Source organism: Mesorhizobium sp. M0923, assembly GCF_040319365.1.
Taxonomy (GTDB): domain Bacteria; phylum Pseudomonadota; class Alphaproteobacteria; order Rhizobiales; family Rhizobiaceae; genus Mesorhizobium.
Window position 1 is genome coordinate 118,848 of record NZ_JAMYNW010000012.1, and the last position, 19,149, is coordinate 137,996.

General features: G+C 63.2%; 17 protein-coding genes. 12 read left to right on the forward strand and 5 right to left on the reverse strand.

What is annotated here, in order from left to right; all coding sequences use genetic code 11:
- Positions 1-211 precede the first annotated feature (211 nt).
- The 8 genes from NKH89_RS21090 to NKH89_RS21125 all read left to right on the forward strand — a co-directional run bounded on the left by NKH89_RS21090 (position 212) and on the right by NKH89_RS21125 (position 9,196).
- Positions 212-1,522, forward strand: coding sequence for an ABC transporter substrate-binding protein (locus tag NKH89_RS21090; RefSeq protein ID WP_023722530.1), 1,311 nt, complete (start codon positions 212-214; stop codon positions 1,520-1,522).
- 113 nt (positions 1,523-1,635) lie between these two features.
- On the forward strand, positions 1,636-2,508 hold the full coding sequence (locus tag NKH89_RS21095) for a carbohydrate ABC transporter permease (protein WP_031195183.1): 873 nt from the start codon (positions 1,636-1,638) through the stop codon (positions 2,506-2,508).
- 208 nt (positions 2,509-2,716) lie between these two features.
- Positions 2,717-3,541: a carbohydrate ABC transporter permease gene (locus NKH89_RS21100; RefSeq protein WP_352909788.1), complete on the forward strand. Its 825-nt coding sequence runs from the start codon at positions 2,717-2,719 to the stop codon at positions 3,539-3,541.
- 50 nt (positions 3,542-3,591) lie between these two features.
- The gene (locus tag NKH89_RS21105) at positions 3,592-4,596 is read left to right on the forward strand and encodes an ABC transporter ATP-binding protein (RefSeq protein WP_352484353.1); all 1,005 of its coding nucleotides are present in this window, start codon (positions 3,592-3,594) and stop codon (positions 4,594-4,596) included.
- On the forward strand, positions 4,593-5,363 hold the full coding sequence (locus NKH89_RS21110; protein ID WP_352484352.1) for an L-iditol 2-dehydrogenase: 771 nt from the start codon (positions 4,593-4,595) through the stop codon (positions 5,361-5,363). Before NKH89_RS21105 ends, NKH89_RS21110 begins: the two co-directional genes overlap by 4 nt.
- 72 nt (positions 5,364-5,435) lie before the next feature.
- Positions 5,436-6,914 (forward strand): mannitol dehydrogenase family protein, encoded by a 1,479-nt coding sequence (locus tag NKH89_RS21115; protein ID WP_352909790.1) that lies wholly within the window; start codon positions 5,436-5,438, stop codon positions 6,912-6,914.
- A gap of 15 nt (positions 6,915-6,929) precedes the next feature.
- Positions 6,930-7,613: an HAD family hydrolase gene (locus tag NKH89_RS21120; RefSeq protein ID WP_352909793.1), complete on the forward strand. Its 684-nt coding sequence runs from the start codon at positions 6,930-6,932 to the stop codon at positions 7,611-7,613.
- Complete coding sequence (locus NKH89_RS21125; protein WP_352909796.1) at positions 7,610-9,196, forward strand: FGGY-family carbohydrate kinase; 1,587 nt, start codon at positions 7,610-7,612, stop codon at positions 9,194-9,196. The genes NKH89_RS21120 and NKH89_RS21125 overlap by 4 nt, the downstream gene beginning before the upstream one ends.
- Before the next feature lie 14 nt (positions 9,197-9,210).
- Here the strand turns inward: NKH89_RS21125 and NKH89_RS21130 are convergent, their stop codons facing one another.
- Positions 9,211-9,792: a histidine phosphatase family protein gene (locus NKH89_RS21130; protein ID WP_352495113.1), complete on the reverse strand. Its 582-nt coding sequence runs from the start codon at positions 9,790-9,792 to the stop codon at positions 9,211-9,213.
- A 229-nt stretch (positions 9,793-10,021) separates the two neighbouring features.
- Between NKH89_RS21130 and NKH89_RS21135 the strand changes: the two genes are divergently transcribed.
- On the forward strand, positions 10,022-11,425 hold the full coding sequence (locus NKH89_RS21135; protein WP_352592983.1) for an MATE family efflux transporter: 1,404 nt from the start codon (positions 10,022-10,024) through the stop codon (positions 11,423-11,425).
- A gap of 16 nt (positions 11,426-11,441) precedes the next feature.
- Here the strand turns inward: NKH89_RS21135 and NKH89_RS21140 are convergent, their stop codons facing one another.
- The 4 genes from NKH89_RS21140 to speB form a co-directional block, all read right to left on the reverse strand.
- Positions 11,442-12,089: an amino acid ABC transporter permease gene (locus NKH89_RS21140; RefSeq protein WP_352640300.1), complete on the reverse strand. Its 648-nt coding sequence runs from the start codon at positions 12,087-12,089 to the stop codon at positions 11,442-11,444.
- Positions 12,086-12,754: an amino acid ABC transporter permease gene (locus NKH89_RS21145; protein WP_352548064.1), complete on the reverse strand. Its 669-nt coding sequence runs from the start codon at positions 12,752-12,754 to the stop codon at positions 12,086-12,088. The genes NKH89_RS21140 and NKH89_RS21145 overlap by 4 nt, the downstream gene beginning before the upstream one ends.
- Before the next feature lie 6 nt (positions 12,755-12,760).
- Positions 12,761-13,570: a transporter substrate-binding domain-containing protein gene (locus NKH89_RS21150; RefSeq protein WP_352592981.1), complete on the reverse strand. Its 810-nt coding sequence runs from the start codon at positions 13,568-13,570 to the stop codon at positions 12,761-12,763.
- 138 nt (positions 13,571-13,708) lie between these two features.
- On the reverse strand, positions 13,709-14,770 hold the full coding sequence (gene speB / locus NKH89_RS21155; RefSeq protein WP_352909800.1) for an agmatinase: 1,062 nt from the start codon (positions 14,768-14,770) through the stop codon (positions 13,709-13,711).
- A gap of 182 nt (positions 14,771-14,952) precedes the next feature.
- On the opposite strand from speB, the gene gcvA reads away from it, so the two are divergent.
- The 3 genes from gcvA (at position 14,953) to NKH89_RS21170 (ending at position 19,049) form a co-directional block, all read left to right on the forward strand.
- Positions 14,953-15,927 (forward strand): transcriptional regulator GcvA, encoded by a 975-nt coding sequence (gene gcvA, locus NKH89_RS21160; protein WP_023722516.1) that lies wholly within the window; start codon positions 14,953-14,955, stop codon positions 15,925-15,927.
- Between the two features lie 192 nt (positions 15,928-16,119).
- Positions 16,120-17,424, forward strand: coding sequence for a nicotinate phosphoribosyltransferase (gene pncB / locus NKH89_RS21165; protein ID WP_352484344.1), 1,305 nt, complete (start codon positions 16,120-16,122; stop codon positions 17,422-17,424).
- Positions 17,425-17,600: 176 nt separating this feature from the next.
- Positions 17,601-19,049, forward strand: a complete 1,449-nt coding sequence (locus NKH89_RS21170; RefSeq protein WP_352909803.1) for a hypothetical protein — start codon at positions 17,601-17,603, stop codon at positions 19,047-19,049.
- The last annotated feature ends 100 nt before the right edge of the window (positions 19,050-19,149 follow it).

Sequence of the window (19,149 nt, forward strand, 5' to 3'; positions counted from 1 at the left end):
GCCACCCGGACAGCAAAGCTCCGGCTTTTGGCGGCGCGATGGGCCCGATCCAACCCTTCTCCACATATACCGCGAGTGTCCCAGGCTTGCCGCTGCACGAGACCAGCGTGCTGCGCTGCAGCAACGAATCCGGCTTGACATAATTCACGGTAAGTGAGTAATTGCTCACAGCCAAGGCAAATGCTCATCTTGGTTCATGGGAGGAATTTTGATGAAACTTCGCACGTTCACCCTAGGCCTGTTGTCGGCCAGCGCGCTTGCTTTCGCCGCGCATGCCGAATCCATCACCATCGCCACGGTCAACAATGGCGACATGGTCCGCATGCAGAAGCTGACCGACGACTTCACCGCCAAGAATCCCGACGTCCAGCTGCAGTGGGTCACGCTCGAGGAAAACGTCCTGCGCGAGCGCGTCACCACCGACATCGCCACCAAGGGCGGCCAGTACGACGTGATGACCATCGGCACCTATGAGGTGCCGATCTGGGCCAAGCAGAGTTGGCTCCTGCCGCTCGACAAGCTCGGCGACGACTATGACGTCAAGGACATCATCCCGGCTATTGCCGGCGGCCTGTCGGTCGACGGCAAGCTCTACGCCGCGCCTTTCTACGGCGAAAGCTCCTTCGTCATGTACCGCAAGGACCTGATGGAGAAGGCCGGGCTCAAGATGCCCGACGCGCCGACCTGGGACTTCATCAAGCAGGCTGCCGACAAAATGACCGACCGCGCCAACGGCGTGAACGGCGTCTGCCTGCGCGGCAAGGCCGGCTGGGGCGAGAACATGGCCTTCCTGACCGCCATGTCGAACTCGTTCGGCGCGCGCTGGTTCGACGAGAACTGGAAGCCGCAATTCGACCAGCCCGAGTGGAAGAACACACTGCAATTCTATGTTGACCTAATGAAGGCCGACGGCCCCGAGGGCGCTTCGTCCAACGGCTTCAACGAAAACCTGGCGCTATTCCAGCAGGGCAAATGCGGCATGTGGATCGATGCCACCGTCGCCGCTTCCTTCGTTTCCGACCCGAAGAACTCCACCGTCGCCGACAAGGTCGGCTATGCGCTGGCACCGGACAATGGCCTCGGCAAGCGCGGCAATTGGCTCTGGGCCTGGTCGCTGGCCATCCCCGCCGGCACCCAGAAGGCCGACGCCGCTCAAAAGTTCGTATCCTGGGCAACCAGCAAGCACTATGCCGAGCTCGTCGCCTCGAAGGAAGGCTGGGCCAACGTTCCGCCGGGAACGCGCTCCTCACTCTATGCCAATCCCGAGTACCAGAAGGCGGCACCTTTCGCCAAGATGACGCTGGACTCGATCAACTCCGCCGATCCGACGCACCCAACCGTCAAGCCGGTGCCTTATGTCGGCGTACAGTTCGTCGCCATTCCTGAGTTCCAGGGCCTCGGCACCACTGTCGGCCAGCTCTTCTCGGCGGCACTTGCCGGCCAGTCGAGCGTCGACGATGCCCTGAAGCAGGCGCAGGACGCCGCCACCGCGACGATGACCGAGGGCGGTTACATCAAGTAGGCTCCTCCCGGTGCCGGTTGCCAATGGCGACCGGCAACGGCCGCCCGAATCCCAGTTCGGGCGGCCGGCTATCACACCGCTGAAAACTTGGCTGACCTCGAAGGGTGACCGTCATGGCTACTCAGCAGACCCGTTCGCTTGCCCGCTTCATGATGGCGCCATCCGTGGTGCTGCTGCTGGTTTGGATGATTGTACCGCTGGCATTCACGCTGTGGTTCTCCTTCCAACAGTACAATCCGCTCAATCCGATGCGCGACGGCTTCGTCGGGTTTTCGAACTACGCGCTGTTCTATTCCAACCCGGCATTCCTGCAGTCGATCCTCAACACGCTCACCATCGTCGTCAGCGTGCTTTTGATCACGGTGATCGGCGGTATCCTGCTGGCCCTTCTGCTCGATCAGCCGATGTGGGGACAGGGCATCGTCCGCATCCTCGTCATCTCGCCGTTCTTCGTCATGCCGCCGGTGGCGGCACTGGTCTGGAAGAACATGATCATGCATCCGCAATACGGCGTCTTCGCCGATATTGCGCGCTTCTTCGGCGGGCAGCCGATCGACTGGTTCGGGCAGCACCCGCTTTTGGCCATCATCATCATCGTCGCCTGGCAGTGGCTGCCGTTTGCGACGCTGATCCTGTTGACCGCGCTTCAGTCGCTCGACGGCGAGCAGAAGGAAGCCGCCGAAATGGACGGCGCCGGCTTCATCAGCCGCTTCATCTATTTGACGCTGCCGCATATGTCGCGCGCCATAACCGTGGTCATCCTGATCCAGACGATCTTCCTTCTGTCGGTCTATGCCGAGATCCTCGTCACCACCAATGGCGGCCCGGGTTATGCCTCCACCAACCTGCCCTTCCTCGTCTACCAGAAGGCATTGCTGGAGTTCAAAATCGGCCAGGCGTCCGCCGGCGGTATCATCGCAGTCATTCTCGCCAACATCGTCGCCTTCTTCGCCATGCGCGCCGTCGGCAAGAATTTGGATAAATAAGGGAGGAAACGATGGCACGTGCGCTGAACCACCCCCACTCCGTCCCGCTGCGCGGGACACCTCTCCCCCTGCCCGGGGGAGAGGAAACGCCTGCATCGAAGCCGCACCCTTCCTCTACCCCGTCGATCGGGGGAGAGGTGGTTTGCGCAGCAAACCGGAGTGGGGGTCGACCCTGCCGCCAACATCGCCGATACGGGAGGACCTGACGATGGCACGTGCAGTCACCACCCAGCACAAGACGATTGCGACCGCGGCCGCCTGGATCGTCGCGCTACTGATCTTCTTCCCGATCCTCTATACGATCATCACTTCGTTCAAATCGGAGCAGGAGGCCATCCAGGGCTTCAACCTGTTCCCGTCGGGAACCACGGAGAGCTATTCCGAGGTCCAGGCGCAGAACGGTTATTTCAAATTCTTCCTGAACTCGGTGTTCCTGTCGGTCGGCTCGACCGTCCTGGCTCTGCTTGTCGCCGTTCCGGCGGCATGGTCGATGGCGTTTTCGCCAAGCAAACGCACCAAGGACATCCTGATGTGGATGCTTTCCACCAAAATGATGCCGGCCGTCGCCGTGCTGTTCCCGATCTATCTGATCTTCCGCGATACAGGACTGCTCGACAGCCGCATCGGCCTGATGGTCATGCTGATGTTGATCAACCTGCCGATCGTGGTCTGGATGCTCTACACCTATTTCCGCGAGATCCCGGGCGAGATCCTGGAAGCGGCGCGCATGGACGGCGCATCGCTCTGGAACGAGATCATCTACGTGCTGACGCCGATGGCGGTGCCGGGCATCGCCTCGACCATGCTGCTCAACATCATCCTCGCCTGGAACGAGGCGTTCTGGACGATCCGGCTGACCACCACCGCGGCAGCGCCGCTCACCGCTTTCATCAGCTCCTTCTCCAGTCCGCAGGGGCTGTTCTGGGCCAAGCTTTCGGCCGCCTCGACACTGGCGATCGCGCCGATCCTGATCATGGGCTGGTTCAGCCAGAAGCAGCTGGTCCGCGGCCTGACGTTTGGGGCGGTAAAGTAACGGGCATCGCCTGACGCAAAACGAAAAACAGCCCTTCGGGGGAGGAAATCATGGGAAACATCACGCTCAAGAACGTCTCCAAATCCTTCGGGGCGACGTCCATCATCCCCGGCCTCGACCTGATCATCGAGAACGGCGAGTTCGTCGTCTTCGTCGGCCCGTCGGGCTGCGGCAAGTCCACGCTGTTGCGTCTGATTGCCGGCCTGGAGGACACCAGCGGCGGCACCATCATCATCGATGGCCGCGACGTCACCGGCGAGGCGCCGGCCAAGCGCAAGCTGGCCATGGTGTTCCAGTCCTATGCGCTTTACCCGCATATGACGGTGGCCAAGAACATCGCTTTCCCCCTGAAGATGGCGGGCGAGGACCAGGCGACCATCGACAAGAAGGTGAAGGACGCCGCCCGCATCTTGAACCTCACCAACTACCTAGATCGCCGCCCCGGCCAGCTCTCCGGCGGCCAGCGGCAGCGCGTCGCCATCGGCCGCGCCATCGTGCGCCAGCCTTCCGCCTTCCTGTTCGACGAGCCTTTGTCCAATCTCGACGCGGCGCTGCGCGGCACCATGCGGCTGGAGATCAGCGAGCTGCATCACCAGCTCAAGACCACCATGGTCTACGTCACCCACGACCAGATCGAGGCCATGACCATGGCCGACAAAATCGTCGTGCTCAACGCCGGCAATATCGAGCAGGTCGGCTCGCCGATGGAGCTCTACAAGACCCCGAAGAACCTGTTCGTCGCCGGTTTCATCGGCTCGCCGAAGATGAACCTGATCGAAGGCGAGCCGGCCGCCAAATATGGCGCCAGGACAGTCGGCATCCGCCCGGAGCATATGAACATTTCGAAGACGTCAGGCGACTGGAAGGCGACCGTCGGCGTTGCCGAACATCTCGGCTCCGACACGTTTTTGCACGTCCAGGCGGATGGTGTCGGGCAGCTGACGGTGCGTGCCGACGGCGAACTTGCCGCCCATCACGGCGACACAATCTATCTGACACCGGACAAGACCAAGCTGCATCGTTTTGGCACCGATGGGAAGGCGATGCTGCAATGAGGCTCGGAGGTAAATCGGCGCTGATCACCGGATCGGCGCGCGGCATCGGCAGGGCGTTTGCCGAAGCCTACATGCGGGAGGGCGCGACCGTCGCCATCGGCGACATCAATCTCGAGGCTGCCGAGAAGACGGCTTCGGAAATCGGCGGCAACGCCTACGCGGTGAAGCTGGACGTCACCGATCTCGCGTCGATAGATGCGGCTGTCAAGGCGGTCGAAACCAGAGCCGGCGGCCTCGATATTTTGATCAACAACGCTGCGCTGTTCGACCTGGCGCCGATCGTCGAGATCAGCAAGGCAAGCTACGACAAATTGTTCTCGGTCAACGTCGCCGGCACACTGTTTACGCTTCAGGTTGCGGCCCGTTCGATGATTGCCCGCGGCAAGGGCGGCAAGATCATCAACATGGCAAGCCAGGCCGGGCGCCGCGGCGAGGCGCTGGTCGCCGTCTACTGCGCCACCAAGGCGGCGGTCATCTCGCTCACCCAGTCGGCAGGGCTCGACCTGATCAAGCACCGCATCAACGTCAATGCCATCGCCCCGGGTGTCGTCGACGGCGAGCACTGGGACCATGTCGATGCCTTGTTCGCCAAGTTCGAGAACCGGCCGAGGGGCGAGAAGAAGAGACTGGTCGGCGAAGCCGTGCCTTATGGCCGCATGGGCACGGCGCAAGACCTCACCGGCATGGCGGTGTTCCTGGCCAGCGATGAGGCCGAATACATCGTTGCCCAGACCTACAATGTCGATGGCGGCCAGTGGATGAGTTGAGGGGGCGAAGGCGCTCTTCTCCCCGTCTCCTCCAACGGGGGGAAGAGCCGTCCCGCTAAAGGGTAAAAGCAGATGTCCGTGAAACTCTCTTCTTCCATACTCGCCAAGCTTCCGCCCAAGATCGCCGGCCCGAAATACGATCGCGCCGCGCTCAAGGCCGGCATCGTGCATTTCGGCGTCGGCAATTTCCATCGCTCGCATCAGGCCGTCTATCTCGACGACCTCTTCAATTCGGGCGTCGGCCACGACTGGGCCATCGTTGGCGCCGGCGTCTTCGAGGGCGAGAAGGTCGGCCGCGGCAAGCTGCAGGAACAGGACTGGCTGACCACCGTGGTCGAGCAGGACAGCGGCCATATGAGCGCGCGCGTCACCGGCGTTATGATCGATTTCCTGATGCCGGGCGAAGCGACCGCAATCGTCGAGCGGCTTGCCGATCCGGCGATCAAGATCGTTTCCCTGACCATCACCGAGGGCGGCTATTTTATCGATCCGGCTTCTGGCGTGTTCAATCCGACGCATCCCGACATCGTTGCCGACGCTGAGCCGGGGGCGACGCCGAAGACCGTCTTCGGCCTCATCCTCGCTGGGCTGCTGCGCCGCCGCGCCGATGGCATCGTGCCCTTCACCATCATGTCCTGCGACAACATCCCCCACAACGGCCACGTCACTTCCGATGGCGTTATCGGCCTGGCGCGGCTGATCGACGAGGATCTGGCAAATTGGGTGAACGAAAACGTGGCCTTTCCCAATGGCATGGTCGACCGCATCACCCCGGCCACCACCGATCGCGAGCGCGGCATTCTCTCCAGCGAGTTCGGTCTCGACGACAATTGGCCGGTGTTTTGCGAGCCGTTCAAGCAATGGGTGCTGGAGGACCGTTTCACCGATGGAAGGCCGCCGCTGGAACAGGTCGGCGTGCAGTTCGTCAGCGATGTCGCGCCCTATGAGCTGATGAAGATCCGCATCCTCAATGGCGGCCATGCGACCATCGCCTATCCGGCCGGGCTGATGGACATCCATTTCGTCCATGAGGCGATGCAGGAGCCGCTGGTACGCGGCTTCCTCGACAAGCTCGAGCATGACGAAATCATCCCGACCGTGCCGCCGGTTCCGGACACCGACCTCGAAGATTACTACCAGCTCATCGAGCACCGCTTCTCCAATCCGAAGATCGGCGACACCATACGCCGGCTTTGCCTCGACGGCTCTAACCGCCAGCCGAAATTCATCATTCAGACCATCGCTGACCGGCTGAAGGCTGGCAAAAGTGTCACCGGCCTGGCGCTGGAATCTGCGCTCTGGTGTCGCTACTGCTTCGGCACCACGGATTCCGGTGCCGTCACCGAGCCCAACGACCCGAACTGGGGCCGGTTGCAGGGGACGGCCAAGGCGGCCAGGGACATGCCTGCCGCCTGGCTTGCCATGGAGGACATCTATGGCGATGTCGGCCGCTCGCCGCCGTTCGCCGAAGCCTTCGCCCATGCGCTCAAATCGCTGTGGGCGGACGGCGCGCGCGCGACACTGACGCGCTATCTCGCCGGCGACCTCTGAAGCCGATCCAGCGCGATGACGCCTGAACTGGTCATTTTCGACTGTGACGGCGTGCTGGTGGATAGCGAGATGCTGTCCGTCTCGGCATTGCTGGAGATGATCGCGCTTGCCGGCGGCAACGTCAGCGAGGACGTTGCCTACGAGCACTTCCTCGGCAAGAGCATGAAGAGCGTCCGCGAAATCCTCGCAAGCGACTTCGGGCTCGATCTCACCGACCAGCATCTGACCGAGATGCGCTCCGAACTGATGCGCAAGTTTCGCCAGGAGCTGAAACCGATGCCAGGCATGGCACAGGTCCTGCCGAAGCTCGGCGTGCCGTGCTGCGTCGCCTCCTCCGGCACGCTGGAGCGGATCCGCTATGCGCTCAAGGTTACGGGGTTGCTTGGGCTGCTGGAGCCGCATTTGTTCAGCGCTGCCATGGTGGCGCGGGGCAAACCGGCGCCCGATCTTTTTCTCCATGCAGCAGATAAGATGGGAGCGGCCCCGCAAAACTGCCTCGTCGTCGAAGACAGCCCAGCCGGCATCGCCGCGGCGCGGACGGCAGGCATGCGCGTCCTTGCCTTCACCGGCGGCTCGCACACCGGCAACCCGGCATTGAAAGCGCGGCTTGCGTCGAGTGAGCCGGACTTTATATTCGCTGACATGCTGCAATTGCCCGATCTGATTGCAGGCCTGGGAGCGAGAGCAAGAACACCTTGACCAACAGTTTCGTTTGCGCGGTCGATGTCGGCACCGGAAGCGCCCGTGCGGGCATTCTCGATACCGCTGGCGCCTTGCTCGGCCGCGCCGAGCACCCGATTGCCATGAAACAGCCGAAGGCCGATCACGCCGAGCACGATTCGCAGGATATCTGGTCGGCGGTGTGCATTGCCGTACGCGCTGCCCGCGAAAAGGCGCGCGTGAAGGGTGAGGATATCGTCGGCATCTCCTTTGACGCCACCTGCTCGCTGGTGGTGCGAGACCGGCATGGCGGCCAGCTCAGCGTGTCGGTATCAGGCGAAAGACGCTGGGACACCATCGTCTGGCTTGACCATCGCGCCATTGCCGAGGCCGATGAATGCACGGAAAGCGGCCATGCCGTGCTCGGCTACATCGGCGGCGTGATGTCGCCGGAAATGGTGACGCCGAAGCTGATGTGGCTGAAGCGCAATCTGCCCGGGACATGGAACGAAGCCGGCTATCTATTCGACCTCACCGACTTTCTGACCTGGAAGGCGACCGGTTCGCTCGCCCGCTCGCAATGCACGCTGACCGCCAAATGGACCTATCTGGCGCACGAAAACACCGGCTGGCGGCACGACTTTTTCCAAGCCGTCGGGCTCGGCGATATCTTTGAGCACGGCAATCTGCCGGAAAAGGCAAGCCCGGTCGGTGCCGATATCGGCCCGCTCGGCGCGCAAGCCGCGACGGAGCTTGGCCTCACCGAAAAATGCCGGGTCGGCGCCGGCGTCATCGATGCCTATGCGGGCGCGCTCGGGGTACTCGGCGGTTTCGCCGGTGACGCGACGAACATCGGCCGCCATCTGGCTCTGATTGCCGGCACGTCGAGTTGCGTCATGGCTATGTCGCCCGATCCGCAGCCTTTCGCCGGTGTCTGGGGGCCCTATTATGGCGCCGCCCTTCCCGGCCTGTGGCTGTCGGAAGGCGGCCAGTCGGCCACCGGCGCGCTGCTCGATCACATCATCCGCTGGCATGGCGCCGGCGGCGAGCCGGATGCCGCCATGCATGCCAGGATCGCCCGCCGCGTCGCCGAGCTGTGCGCCGCTGAAGGAGACAACCTCGCCGCCAGGCTGCATGTGCTGCCCGATTTTCACGGTAACCGCTCGCCGCTCGCCGACCCGCATGCCGTAGGCGTCATCAGCGGGCTGACGCTGGATTCGTCCTTCGACAGTCTGTGCAAGCTCTATTGGCGCACCGCCGTCAGCATCGCGCTTGGCGTCCGCCATGTGCTGGAGGCGCTGAACGAGAACGGCTATCTGATCGACACGCTGCATGTCACCGGCGGCCACACCAAGAACCCCTTGCTGATGGAGCTCTATGCCGACGCCACCGGATGCACGGTGGTCGAGCCGCTGGCGGACGAGGCGGTGCTGCTCGGCACCGGCATGATTGCCGCCACCGCTGCCAGGCTTTTTCCCGATTTGAACGCCGCTTGCGTCGCTATGCAGCAAGGCGGCAGGACGCGCGAGCCCAATCCGGCTGCCGCCGGCCGGTTCGATCGCGACTACCGCGTGTTTCTCGAGATGCATCGGCAAAGGCAGGCGCTGGACGCGATCCGATAGATCGGGATCGGCGGCTATCTCTGGTTCCAGCGCCGGACGACCGGTTCGTCAAGGCCGTGCTCATAACCGATCACGCTTACGCTGGCGGTAGCCAGCACGAAAAGCGCGCCGTCTTGCGGTGGCAGGCCGAGCCAGCGTGCGGCTAGCACCCTCAGGAAATGCGAACTTGAGAAGACCAGGACATTGCCGCTGGCCTCGAGCAACTGGCTGACGATCCGGTCCGCCCTCGAGCCTACATCCGTGGCGGACTCGCCGCGCGGGCAGCCGTCGCGAAAGAGCCGCCAACCGGGACGCTCGGCAAGGATTTGCTTGGTGGTCAATCCCTCATAGGCACCATAATCCCACTCCGCCAGATCGTCCTTCTTCACGCCTGACGAGCCGAAGCCGGCCAGCGCACAGGTGTTGAAGGCGCGCTGCGACGGGCTCGACCACACCGCCGAGAAGGATAGACCCTTTAGCCGCTCAGTGACCCGCCTTGCCGCATCCTCGCCGGCCGGCGTCAGCGGTATGTCGGTCCGGCCGGTATGTTTTCCGGACGCACTCCATTCCGTCTCGCCATGCCGAACCAGATAGATTTCGGGAAACGCGCTCATCAGGCTGCCTTTCAAAGGAATCCACCGTGACCATAGCGGCTTCCATGGCCTCTCCAATAGCCTGCATTGAGCCGACTGGCTTAACCCTTCCGCAAGTCAGCCTCTTGCCACCGGTGCCCATTTCATAGACAAACCCGTCGTAATGCGGAATCCGGCCGATCTTGGCCATTTTCCGCGCTGAGACGCGGCTTCCGGCTCTTGCCGACGTGCCGCAATCGGATAGGCGGAAAAAATGTCTGCGATCGAAGCCGACGCTCGCGCGCCGGAAAACCTTTGGCGTCGGGAAATCAGGGCGATGCTGGCGCTCGCCTGGCCGATGGTGCTGACCAATCTCGGTCAGACCGCGATGACCGCTACCGACGTCATGATGATGGGGCGGCTGGGGCCGGACACGCTGGCCAGCGGTGCGCTTGGTGCCAACCTTTACTTCATGCCGCTGATCTTTGGACTTGGCCTGATGCTGGCGACCTCGCCGATGATGGCGACCGAGCTCGGCCGTCGCCGCCACTCGGTGCGCGACCTGCGCCGCACCGTGCGCCAGGGTCTGTGGCTGGCGATCCTCATTTGCATTCCGATCTGGGTCTTTCTCTGGCACGGCGAGGCCGTGTTGCTGGCCATGGGTCAGGAACCGGCACTGGCGCATCAGGCCGGCATCTATCTGCGCTGGCTCGAATGGGCGGTGCTGCCCTTTTTCGGCTACATCGTCCTGCGCTCGTTTATTTCGGCGCTGGAGCGGCCGGGCTGGGCACTGATCATCGTTTTCGTTGCCGTCGCCTGCAACGCCTTTTTCAACTGGCTGTTCATGTTCGGCAATCTCGGCATCCAATCGATGGGCATCGCCGGCTCCGGCCTCGCCACCACGCTGTCCAGCACGTTAATGTTCGCCGGCATGGCGGCGGTGGTGATGCTTGAGAAGAAATTCCGGCGCTATCGTCTGTTCGGACGCTTCTGGCGGGCCGATTGGCCGCGCTTCAAGGGCCTGCTGCGGCTCGGCCTGCCGATCGCCGGCCTGCTGGCGTTTGAGGTGACGATTTTCAACGCGGCGGCCTTTCTCATGGGCCTGATCGATGCGGCTTCGCTTGCCGCCCATGCGATCGCCATCCAGATCGCCTCGATCACCTTCATGGTGCCGCTCGGCCTCAACCAGGCGGTGACGGTGCGCGTCGGACTTGCCCACGGCGCCGGCAATCCGGAAGGTGTCAGCCGGGCCGGCTGGACCGCGTATGTCGTCGGTGTCTCCTTCATGGCGCTAATGGGGCTAGTGATGATCCTGTGGCCGCATCTCTTGATCGGCGCCTTCATCGATCTGGGCAATCCGGCTAATGCCGAGGTGGTGGCGCTTGCCGTGTCGTTCCTCGCCTTTGCCGCGCTGTTCCAGGTTTTTGACGGCGCGCAGGCGGTGGCCAGCGGCATGCTGCGCGGCCTGCATGACACCAAGGTGCCGATGATCTACGCCGCAATCGGCTATTGGGGCATCGGCCTGCCGCTCGGCGTGCTGCTGGCCTTCCGATTCGGCTTCAACGGCGTCGGCATCTGGATCGGCCTGTCGTCCGGGCTGGCGGTGGTCGCCGCGCTCCTGCTGGGACGCTGGCTGCGGCGGGACAGGATCGCGCCGCCGCTGGTGTTCGGGCGTTGAATTGCTGGTCGCCCGCTCAGCGGGCCGCCGCCCGCTGTTCCAGCGAGCGCGCATATTGCGTCAGCGGAAAGCACATGACGAAGAAGATCAGCGCTACCAGCCCATAGACTTTGAACGGTTCGAAGGTCGCATTGTTGATCGCGTTGGATGTCCTTACCAGCTCCTCGAAACCGATGATCGAGGTCAGCGCGGTCGACTTGATCAGCTGCACCAGGAAGCCGACGGTCGGGGCGCGGGTGATCGAAAACGCCTGAGGCAAGATGATCAGCCGGAGTTCCTGCAGATAGTGCAGGCCGAGGCTGGCGCCGGCCTCCCACTGGCCGCGCGGCAGCGCATCGACGCCGCCGCGCCAGATCTCGGCGAGATAGGCGCTGGCAAAGAAGGTCAGGCCAAGCACCGCCGCGGTCCACGGCTCGATGCGCAGGCCCAGCATCGGCAAGCCGAAGAACATCAGGAACAGCTGCATCAGCAGCGGCGTGCCCTGGAAAAGCGCGATGTAGCCGGAGGCAAACCGCCGCGCCCATTTATTCTTGGCGATCCGGAAGAACAGCACGATCATGCCGACCACGGCGCCGCCGACAAAGGCGGCCAACGACAAGAGCACTGTCCAGCGCGCCGCCAGCAGCAGGTTGCGCAGAATGTCCCAGAAGGTGAATTCGATCATGACACGCCGGCTCCAAGAAGCCGGCGCCCGCCGCCGACCAGCAGCCGGCGCAGCCCAATCGACAGGATGAGATAGACCATCGTCACCACGAAATAGGTCTCGAAAGCCCGGAACGTGCGCGCCTGCAGCATGTCGGCTTCATAGGTCAGCTCGCGCACCGCGATCTGCGACACCACGGCGGATTCCAGCATCATGATGACGATCTGGCTGGTCAGCGCCGGATAGATCACCTTGAGCGCCTGCGGCAGCACGATCTTGATGAAGACCTGGCGCGGCCTGAGCCCAAGCGCCATTGCCGCTTCCGTCTGCCCGGGCGGCACCGCGTCGAGTCCGGCGCCAACGATCTCGATCGTGTAGGCCGCCATGTTGAGCGTCATCGCCAGCATGGCTGCCAGCACGGGATCGAGCCTCACGCCGATGCTTGGCAGCCCGAAGAAGATGAAGAACAGCTGCACCAGGAACGGCGTGTTGCGGATCACCTCGACATAGACGCCGATCGCCCGCTTGAGCAGCAGCGGGCCGTTCCGCCGCCCTGCGGCGCCGAGGATGCTGAGCAACGTTCCCGCCAGCGTGGTCACGGCGATCAACAGGATCGTCGTGGCCGCGCCGCGCGCGATCGCCCCTGTCGCCCCGGCAAGCCAGCCGAAGTCGAGGCTATAGGTCACCGGCCGTCAATCCTTGAGATTGGCGGGATCGAGCGGTGTCTTCAGCCAGGCCTTCGAGCTTTCGTCCAGTTTGCCGTCGGCCAGCATCTTGGCAACCGCATCGTTGACCGCTTGCTTGAGGCGGTCTTCCTTCTTGTTGAGGCCGATATGCGATGGCGAGGTGAGAAGCTGGAATTTCTGTTCCGGCTTCAGCGCCTCCTGGCGGGCGAGCACCTGGGCGCCGACATCGTTGCCGACCACCATCAGCTGGGTCTGGCCCGAAATGAAGGCCTGGATGACGGAATTGTAGTTGTCGAAGCGGCGGATGTCGGCCGAGGCGGGTGCTGCCTCGGTCAGCGAGGTGTCCTCCAGCGTGCCGCGATTGACGGCGATCGACTTGTCGGCAAGGTCTTCCTTGCCTTTGACCGCAAGTGCTGCCGGGCCGATGACGGCGATGTAGTAAGGCGCGTAGGCGGCGGCGAAATCGATCACCTGCTCACGCTCCTTGGAATACCCGACGCTCATCAGCAGGTCGACGCGCTTGTCGGTCAGGTACGGAATGCGGTTCTGCCCGGTCACGCTGACCAGATTGAGCTTGACCTGGAGCTGGTCGGCGATGGATTGCGCCACGTCGATGTCGTAGCCCTTGATGCTCATATCGGCGCTGGCCGAGGAGAAGGGCGGGAAATCGGAAAAGATGCCGACATTGATGGCGCCGGCCTTGACGATGTCGTCGATCGCGTCGGCATTGACGGCCTGGGTGGTGAAACCAAGACCGGCCGCACCGAGCATCAGCACGGCGGCGATGGATGATTTGAGTTTCATGTGAAGTGTCATTTTTATTCCCCTGCTGGAAGCTTGTTTGTTTGAGTGCAACCGCCGGCTCCAGCGCGGCGGTAGCCTTTGGATTCCCTAGTGGACCATGATCGTCTCCGAAAAACGGTTCCTACTTTTTCGGGGTCATGGTCGAACGCGTCAGCCCGCCTTGCCGGTGATTGCCGGGCTGAAGACCATCAGGCTGAGGATCTCGAACAGCACCTGCGCGCCGGCATGCGCCGTGTTGGTGGTTGCGTCGTACTGCGGTGCCACCTCGACGACGTCGCCGCCGACGATGTTGAGGCCCTTCAGGCCGCGCAGCAGCTCGAGCACTTCGCGCGTCGTCAGCCCGCCGACCTCCGGCGTGCCGGTGCCCGGCGCGAAGGCAGGATCGACGCTGTCGATATCGAAGGAGACATAGGTCGGGCCGTCGCCGACTATCCTGCGCGCCTTCTCGATAATGGCGGGAATGCCGAGGCCGGTCACCTCTTCGGCATGCACCACGGTCATGCCGGACTCATAGGTGAACTCCCAAAGGTACTCGGCCGAGCCGCGAATGCCGATCTGGATGGTGCGGCTCGGGTCGAGCACGCCGTCCAGCACCGCGTTGCGGAACGGACCGCCATGGTGGAACTTGGTCATGTCGAACAGGCCGCTGGTGTCGCAATGGGCATCGATATGGATCATGCCCACCGGCGCCTTCTTGCCGACAGCCTTCAGGATCGGGTGGCTGATCGAATGGTCGCCGCCGACAGACAAGGGCAGGACGCCGGCGTCGACGATCTGGTTGGTGCGGCGTTCGATGTCGTCATGGCTGGTCTCCAGCCGGTAGCGGCTCTGGAATGGCACGTCGCCAATGTCGGCGACTTTCAGCTCATGCGTCGGTGCGCATTCCAGCACATGATTGTAGGGGCCGATGCGCTCGATGGCGCGCAGCGCCCTTGGCCCGAAACGGGCGCCCGGCCGGTTGGTGACGCCCAGATCCATCGGCACACCGATAATCGCCACCTGCAGATCGCCGAAATCCGGATTGTCGGCGGCGATTTCACGATAGGGCGCCGCCAGGAAGGTCGGGATGCCGGAATAGGGCGCCAGCCGCGTGCCGGTCTTGGAGAAGATCTTGTCGGCGACACGCTGAAATTTCGGGTCGAACATTTCGCCGCCATGGCTCTCGCCATATTTGCGGCGCAACGCTTCGAGCTTGCCGCGATCATAACCCATGTCGGTTCTCCATGGTTGGAGCAGCGCGCGCCAAGGACCTTGGTAGCCGCGGCCATTGGCTGCCTGTAGATTTCAAGTCTTGATGCAATGCTTGGGCAAAGTGTCCTGTAGCTGCATTGAAAAATCAATTGATATTGTTAGGGTGTTTGTTGTGAGAAAATCTCACAGGGTTCAGGTTCCAAATGGCCAAGCGTTTGCCACCACTCAACCCGTTGCGCGCCTTCGAGGCGACGGCGCGCCACGCCTCGCTGACCAAGGCCGCGGCTGAGCTCAACGTCACCCACGGCGCCATCAGCCATCAGATCAAGGCGCTCGAGCAATCGTTGGGCGTCAAGCTGTTCGAGCGCGCCGGCCAGCGGGTGAAGCTCACGCCGCACGGCGCCGAATTGCTGCCGGCGGTGTCGACCGCCTTCGACGGCATTGCCGCCGCCACGCAGCGCATGACGAGGCCGGCCAGCACCGGCGCGCTGTCGGTATCCTGCGTGCCGGCGCTGCTGTTGCTGTGGATGATCCCGCGGCTCGGCAGCTTCACTTCGCAATATCCGGATATCCGGCTGACGCTGATCCCATCGAATGACGCCAAGGACGTCCGCGCCCCGCATATCGATGTCTGCGTGCACTATGGTGACGGCAGCTGGACCGACTGCTGGATGCGCAAATGGTCGGGTCTCGAACTGTTCCCGGTGGTCAGCCCGACGCTGATCAACAACCGCCCGATCCGCACCGTCCGCGACCTCGCCGATCACGTCTTCCTGCATGGCGACGACGGCCGCGAATGGCACACCTGGCTGGCCGCCGCCGACGCGCTGGACCTGGAGCGCGGCCGCCGCCATCATCTTGGCGACGCGCGCATGGCGACCGAGGCTGCGGTTCACGGCCATGGCGTGGCGCTCGGCGACACGGTAACGGCAAGCGGACTGCTCGCCAGGGGTCTGCTTGTCGCGCCATTCAGCCTTTCCGTGCCGGCCGTCGACGATTTCTACGTCGTCTGCCGCAACGAGATGCGGTCGGCGCCGATCGTGCAATTGTTCATCGACTGGCTGTTTGCCGAGAAAGAGCAGGCCGATCGCCGCGCCGACGCGCCGGTGGCAGGCCGCATCGGCTTTCGCCGCAAGCGTCCAGCGCTCAAGGTGGTCGGCGCCAAGACCGCATCCTGAGGCCGAAACTGCCGTGGGCGCCGCTTGCCGCAGGGGCTTCTTTTTGTCGGGCCAGCCCGCAAAGCGGGAGGCGCGTTCAAAAATTCGATGCTAAGAGGCATTTGGAGCAATTCCAGGAAAAGTGCGCAGCGGTTTTCCGTCCGGAATTGCGCTAGACAAAAGCTAGAGCGAGCAGCGAAGGCGCATTGAGCGATGGCAAAGACCGATATAGCGCGGCGCGTCTACAACCACACCTGGAAGCTCGACCCGATCGTGCGTAGCTTGCTCGACACCGATTTCTACAAGCTTCTGATGCTGCAGATGATCTGGGGCATGTATCCCAAGGTCGACGCCACCTTCTCGCTGATCAACCGTACCACCTCGGTCCGCCTTGCCGAGGAGATCGACGAGACGGAGCTGCGCGAGCAGCTCGACCATGCCCGCACCTTGCGCTTCTCGAAGAAAGAGATGATCTGGCTCGGCGGCAACACCTTCTATGGCCGCAAGCAGATCTTCGAACCGGAATTCCTCGCCTGGCTGGAAAATTTCCGGCTGCCCGAATACGAGCTCTCCAGGCGCGACGGCCAATACGAACTCGCCTTCAGCGGCCCGTGGATGTACACGACGCTGTGGGAGATCCCGGCGCTGGCAATTATCAATGAACTTCGATCTCGCGCGGCCATGCGGGCGTTCGGGCCGTTCGCGCTCGACGTGCTCTATGCCCGCGCCAAGGCCAAGATGTGGGCCAAGACCGAGCGGCTGAAGGCGCTGCCCGGCATCCGCATCTCGGATTTCGGCACCCGCCGCCGTCATTCGTTCCTGTGGCAGCGCTGGTGCGTCGAAGCGTTGAAGGAGGGCATCGGCGAGGCCTTTACCGGCACCTCCAACGTCCTGCTCGCCATGGACAACGACCTCGAAGCGCTCGGCACCAATGCGCATGAGCTGCCGATGGTATTCGCCGCGCTCACCAATTCGGAAAAGGAATTGAAGCAGTCGCCCTATAAGGTGTTGCAGGACTGGCAGCGCTACTACGGCGGCAATTTGCTGATCGTGCTGCCGGACACCTTCGGCACCGCGGCGTTCCTGCGCGATGCGCCGGACTGGGTCGCCGACTGGACCGGCTTCCGCCCCGACAGCGCGCCGCCGATCGAGGGCGGCGAGAAGATCATTTCCTGGTGGCGCGAAAAGGGCAAGGACCCCAAGCAGAAGCTGCTCATCTTCTCCGACGGGCTTGAGGTCGAGACCATCGAGGAAACCTACCGCCACTTCCGCGGCAAGGTGCGCATGTCCTTCGGCTGGGGCACCAACCTGACCAATGATTTCGAAGGCTGCGCACCGACCGAGACCAACCGGCTCGACGCCATCTCGCTGGTCTGCAAGGTCACCGAGGCCAATGGCAGGCCGGCGGTCAAGCTTTCCGACAATCCGGCCAAGTCGACAGGCGACGAGAAAGAGATCGAGCGCTATCTGCGCATTTTCGGCCAGAAGGACCGCGTGGAGCAGCTGGTGAAGGTGTGAGGGCCGACAAGAAGTATTTCTTGGAAAGCATGAGTTCCCGCCCACCCCCCTCTGTCCTGCCGGACATCTCCCCCTCAGAGGGGGAGATTGGCTCTCATCTCCGCTCTGGCCAACCCTCAACGAGGCAAGAAAAGCGCCGGCCGATTCAACTGCCAATCTCCCCCCTCGAGGGGGAGATGTCCGGCAGGACAGAGGGGGGTGCCGTAGAACGCTGCCATAACCTAGTAGCCCTGCCGCGGTTCTCCTTCTTCCTGGCCCTTGCACCTGTATTCCTGCCCACGCCCGCCTTCGCCCACGCCTCCGACCGCGGCCACGTCCTGCTCCTCCCCACCGGCTACTACCTCGCCGGCGGCGCGCTCGCCGTCGCCGCCAGTTTCCTTGTCCTGGCGCTACTGAGGCCGGACTCCCTCGACCGCTTCTGGCGCAAACGCCTGCCGCTTTTCACCTTCGGCGACGGCGCGCGGACTGCCGTCAGCCTGATATCCTTTGCCGGCTTTGCAATTCTCACTGCCGCCGGCCTGTTCGGCAGCCGCGATCCGCTCTCCAATCCGCTGCCGCTGACCGTATGGACATTGCTCTGGGTTGGGCTGGCTTTGCTGCAAGGGCTCAGCGGCGATCTCTGGTCGTGGCTCAATCCGTGGTACGGGCCTTGCCGCGTCGTCTCGCGCTTGTCCGACAGAACGGAGCCACGGCGGCTGCCCCAGTGGCTCGGCTATTGGCCGGCTTTCGTGCTGTTCTTCGCCTTCGCCTGGTTCGAGCTGATCGACCCGGCGCCCGATGACCCGGCGCGGCTGGCCTGGGCCGCCGGCGTCTACTGGCTGCTAAGCTTCGCGGCCATGCAGGTCTTCGGCTACCGCGGCTGGACCCGCAGCGGTGAGTTCCTGACAATGTTCTTTTCGATGGTGGCGCGCTTCGCCATCGTCGAACGCAACGAGGACGGCCGGCTCAAACTCTGCTGGCCGGGCGCTAAGCTGCTCGAGGTTGCGCCGCTGCCGCTAAGCGGCGTCGCTTTCCTGCTGCTTGCGCTGTCGTCGGTATCCTTCGACGGCCTGTCGAAAACCTTCTTCTGGCTAGGCCGGTTCGGCATCAATCCGCTGGAGTTTCCGGGACGCACCGCCTTGATCGGCATCGGCAGTTTCGGCCTTGTGCTGACCTTTGTCGTGCTTGCGGCCGTGTTCGCGCTTGCCGTCTTTCTTGGCCAGCACCTTGCCGGCAGCAAGCATTCCCTCGGCCACGCCGCAGGGCTGCTGGTCTGGTCGATCGTGCCGATCGCGCTCGCCTATCACTTCGCGCATTATCTGACGGCGCTGCTGGTCGACAGCCAATATGCGATTGCCGCTCTCTCCGACCCGTTTGCGCTGGGCTGGAACCTGTTCGGTACCGCCGAAATGCCAATTGAAGCCGGCGTCGTCGCCGGCGCCGGCTCGGCGTGGTGGCTGTGGAATCTCCAGGCCGGCGTCATCATAGCCGGCCACATGCTTGCAGTGCTTGTCGCCCATGGCTTGGCCTGGCGATTGCACCCCATTCCCGCTCGCGCCGCGCTCAGCCAGTTTCCGCTCACGTTGCTGATGATCGCCTACACCGTCTTCGGCTTGTGGCTGCTTGCGACGCCAACCGCCGGGTGAACGAGATGCGCGATGCCCGTCAATCGAACCTTGGGGAAAGCTCGCTTGCCACGTCAGAGCTTTGGTGATTTAGTTTGTACACATGCAATTTTCGGCCCTC

Bases quoted from the DNA above. Each gene is read 5' to 3' on its own strand.
- NKH89_RS21090 (WP_023722530.1), top strand. From the start codon at position 212: ATGAAACTTCGCACGTTCACCCTAGGCCTGTTGTCGGCCAGCGCGCTT.
- NKH89_RS21095 (WP_031195183.1), top strand. From the start codon at position 1,636: ATGGCTACTCAGCAGACCCGTTCGCTTGCCCGCTTCATGATGGCGCCA.
- NKH89_RS21100 (WP_352909788.1), top strand. From the start codon at position 2,717: ATGGCACGTGCAGTCACCACCCAGCACAAGACGATTGCGACCGCGGCC.
- NKH89_RS21105 (WP_352484353.1), top strand. From the start codon at position 3,592: ATGGGAAACATCACGCTCAAGAACGTCTCCAAATCCTTCGGGGCGACG.
- NKH89_RS21110 (WP_352484352.1), top strand. From the start codon at position 4,593: ATGAGGCTCGGAGGTAAATCGGCGCTGATCACCGGATCGGCGCGCGGC.
- NKH89_RS21115 (WP_352909790.1), top strand. From the start codon at position 5,436: ATGTCCGTGAAACTCTCTTCTTCCATACTCGCCAAGCTTCCGCCCAAG.
- NKH89_RS21120 (WP_352909793.1), top strand. From the start codon at position 6,930: ATGACGCCTGAACTGGTCATTTTCGACTGTGACGGCGTGCTGGTGGAT.
- NKH89_RS21135 (WP_352592983.1), top strand. From the start codon at position 10,022: ATGTCTGCGATCGAAGCCGACGCTCGCGCGCCGGAAAACCTTTGGCGT.
- NKH89_RS21140 (WP_352640300.1), bottom strand. From the start codon at position 12,089: ATGATCGAATTCACCTTCTGGGACATTCTGCGCAACCTGCTGCTGGCG.
- NKH89_RS21150 (WP_352592981.1), bottom strand. From the start codon at position 13,570: ATGACACTTCACATGAAACTCAAATCATCCATCGCCGCCGTGCTGATG.
- speB (WP_352909800.1), bottom strand. From the start codon at position 14,770: ATGGGTTATGATCGCGGCAAGCTCGAAGCGTTGCGCCGCAAATATGGC.
- gcvA (WP_023722516.1), top strand. From the start codon at position 14,953: ATGGCCAAGCGTTTGCCACCACTCAACCCGTTGCGCGCCTTCGAGGCG.
- pncB (WP_352484344.1), top strand. From the start codon at position 16,120: ATGGCAAAGACCGATATAGCGCGGCGCGTCTACAACCACACCTGGAAG.
- NKH89_RS21170 (WP_352909803.1), top strand. From the start codon at position 17,601: ATGTCCGGCAGGACAGAGGGGGGTGCCGTAGAACGCTGCCATAACCTA.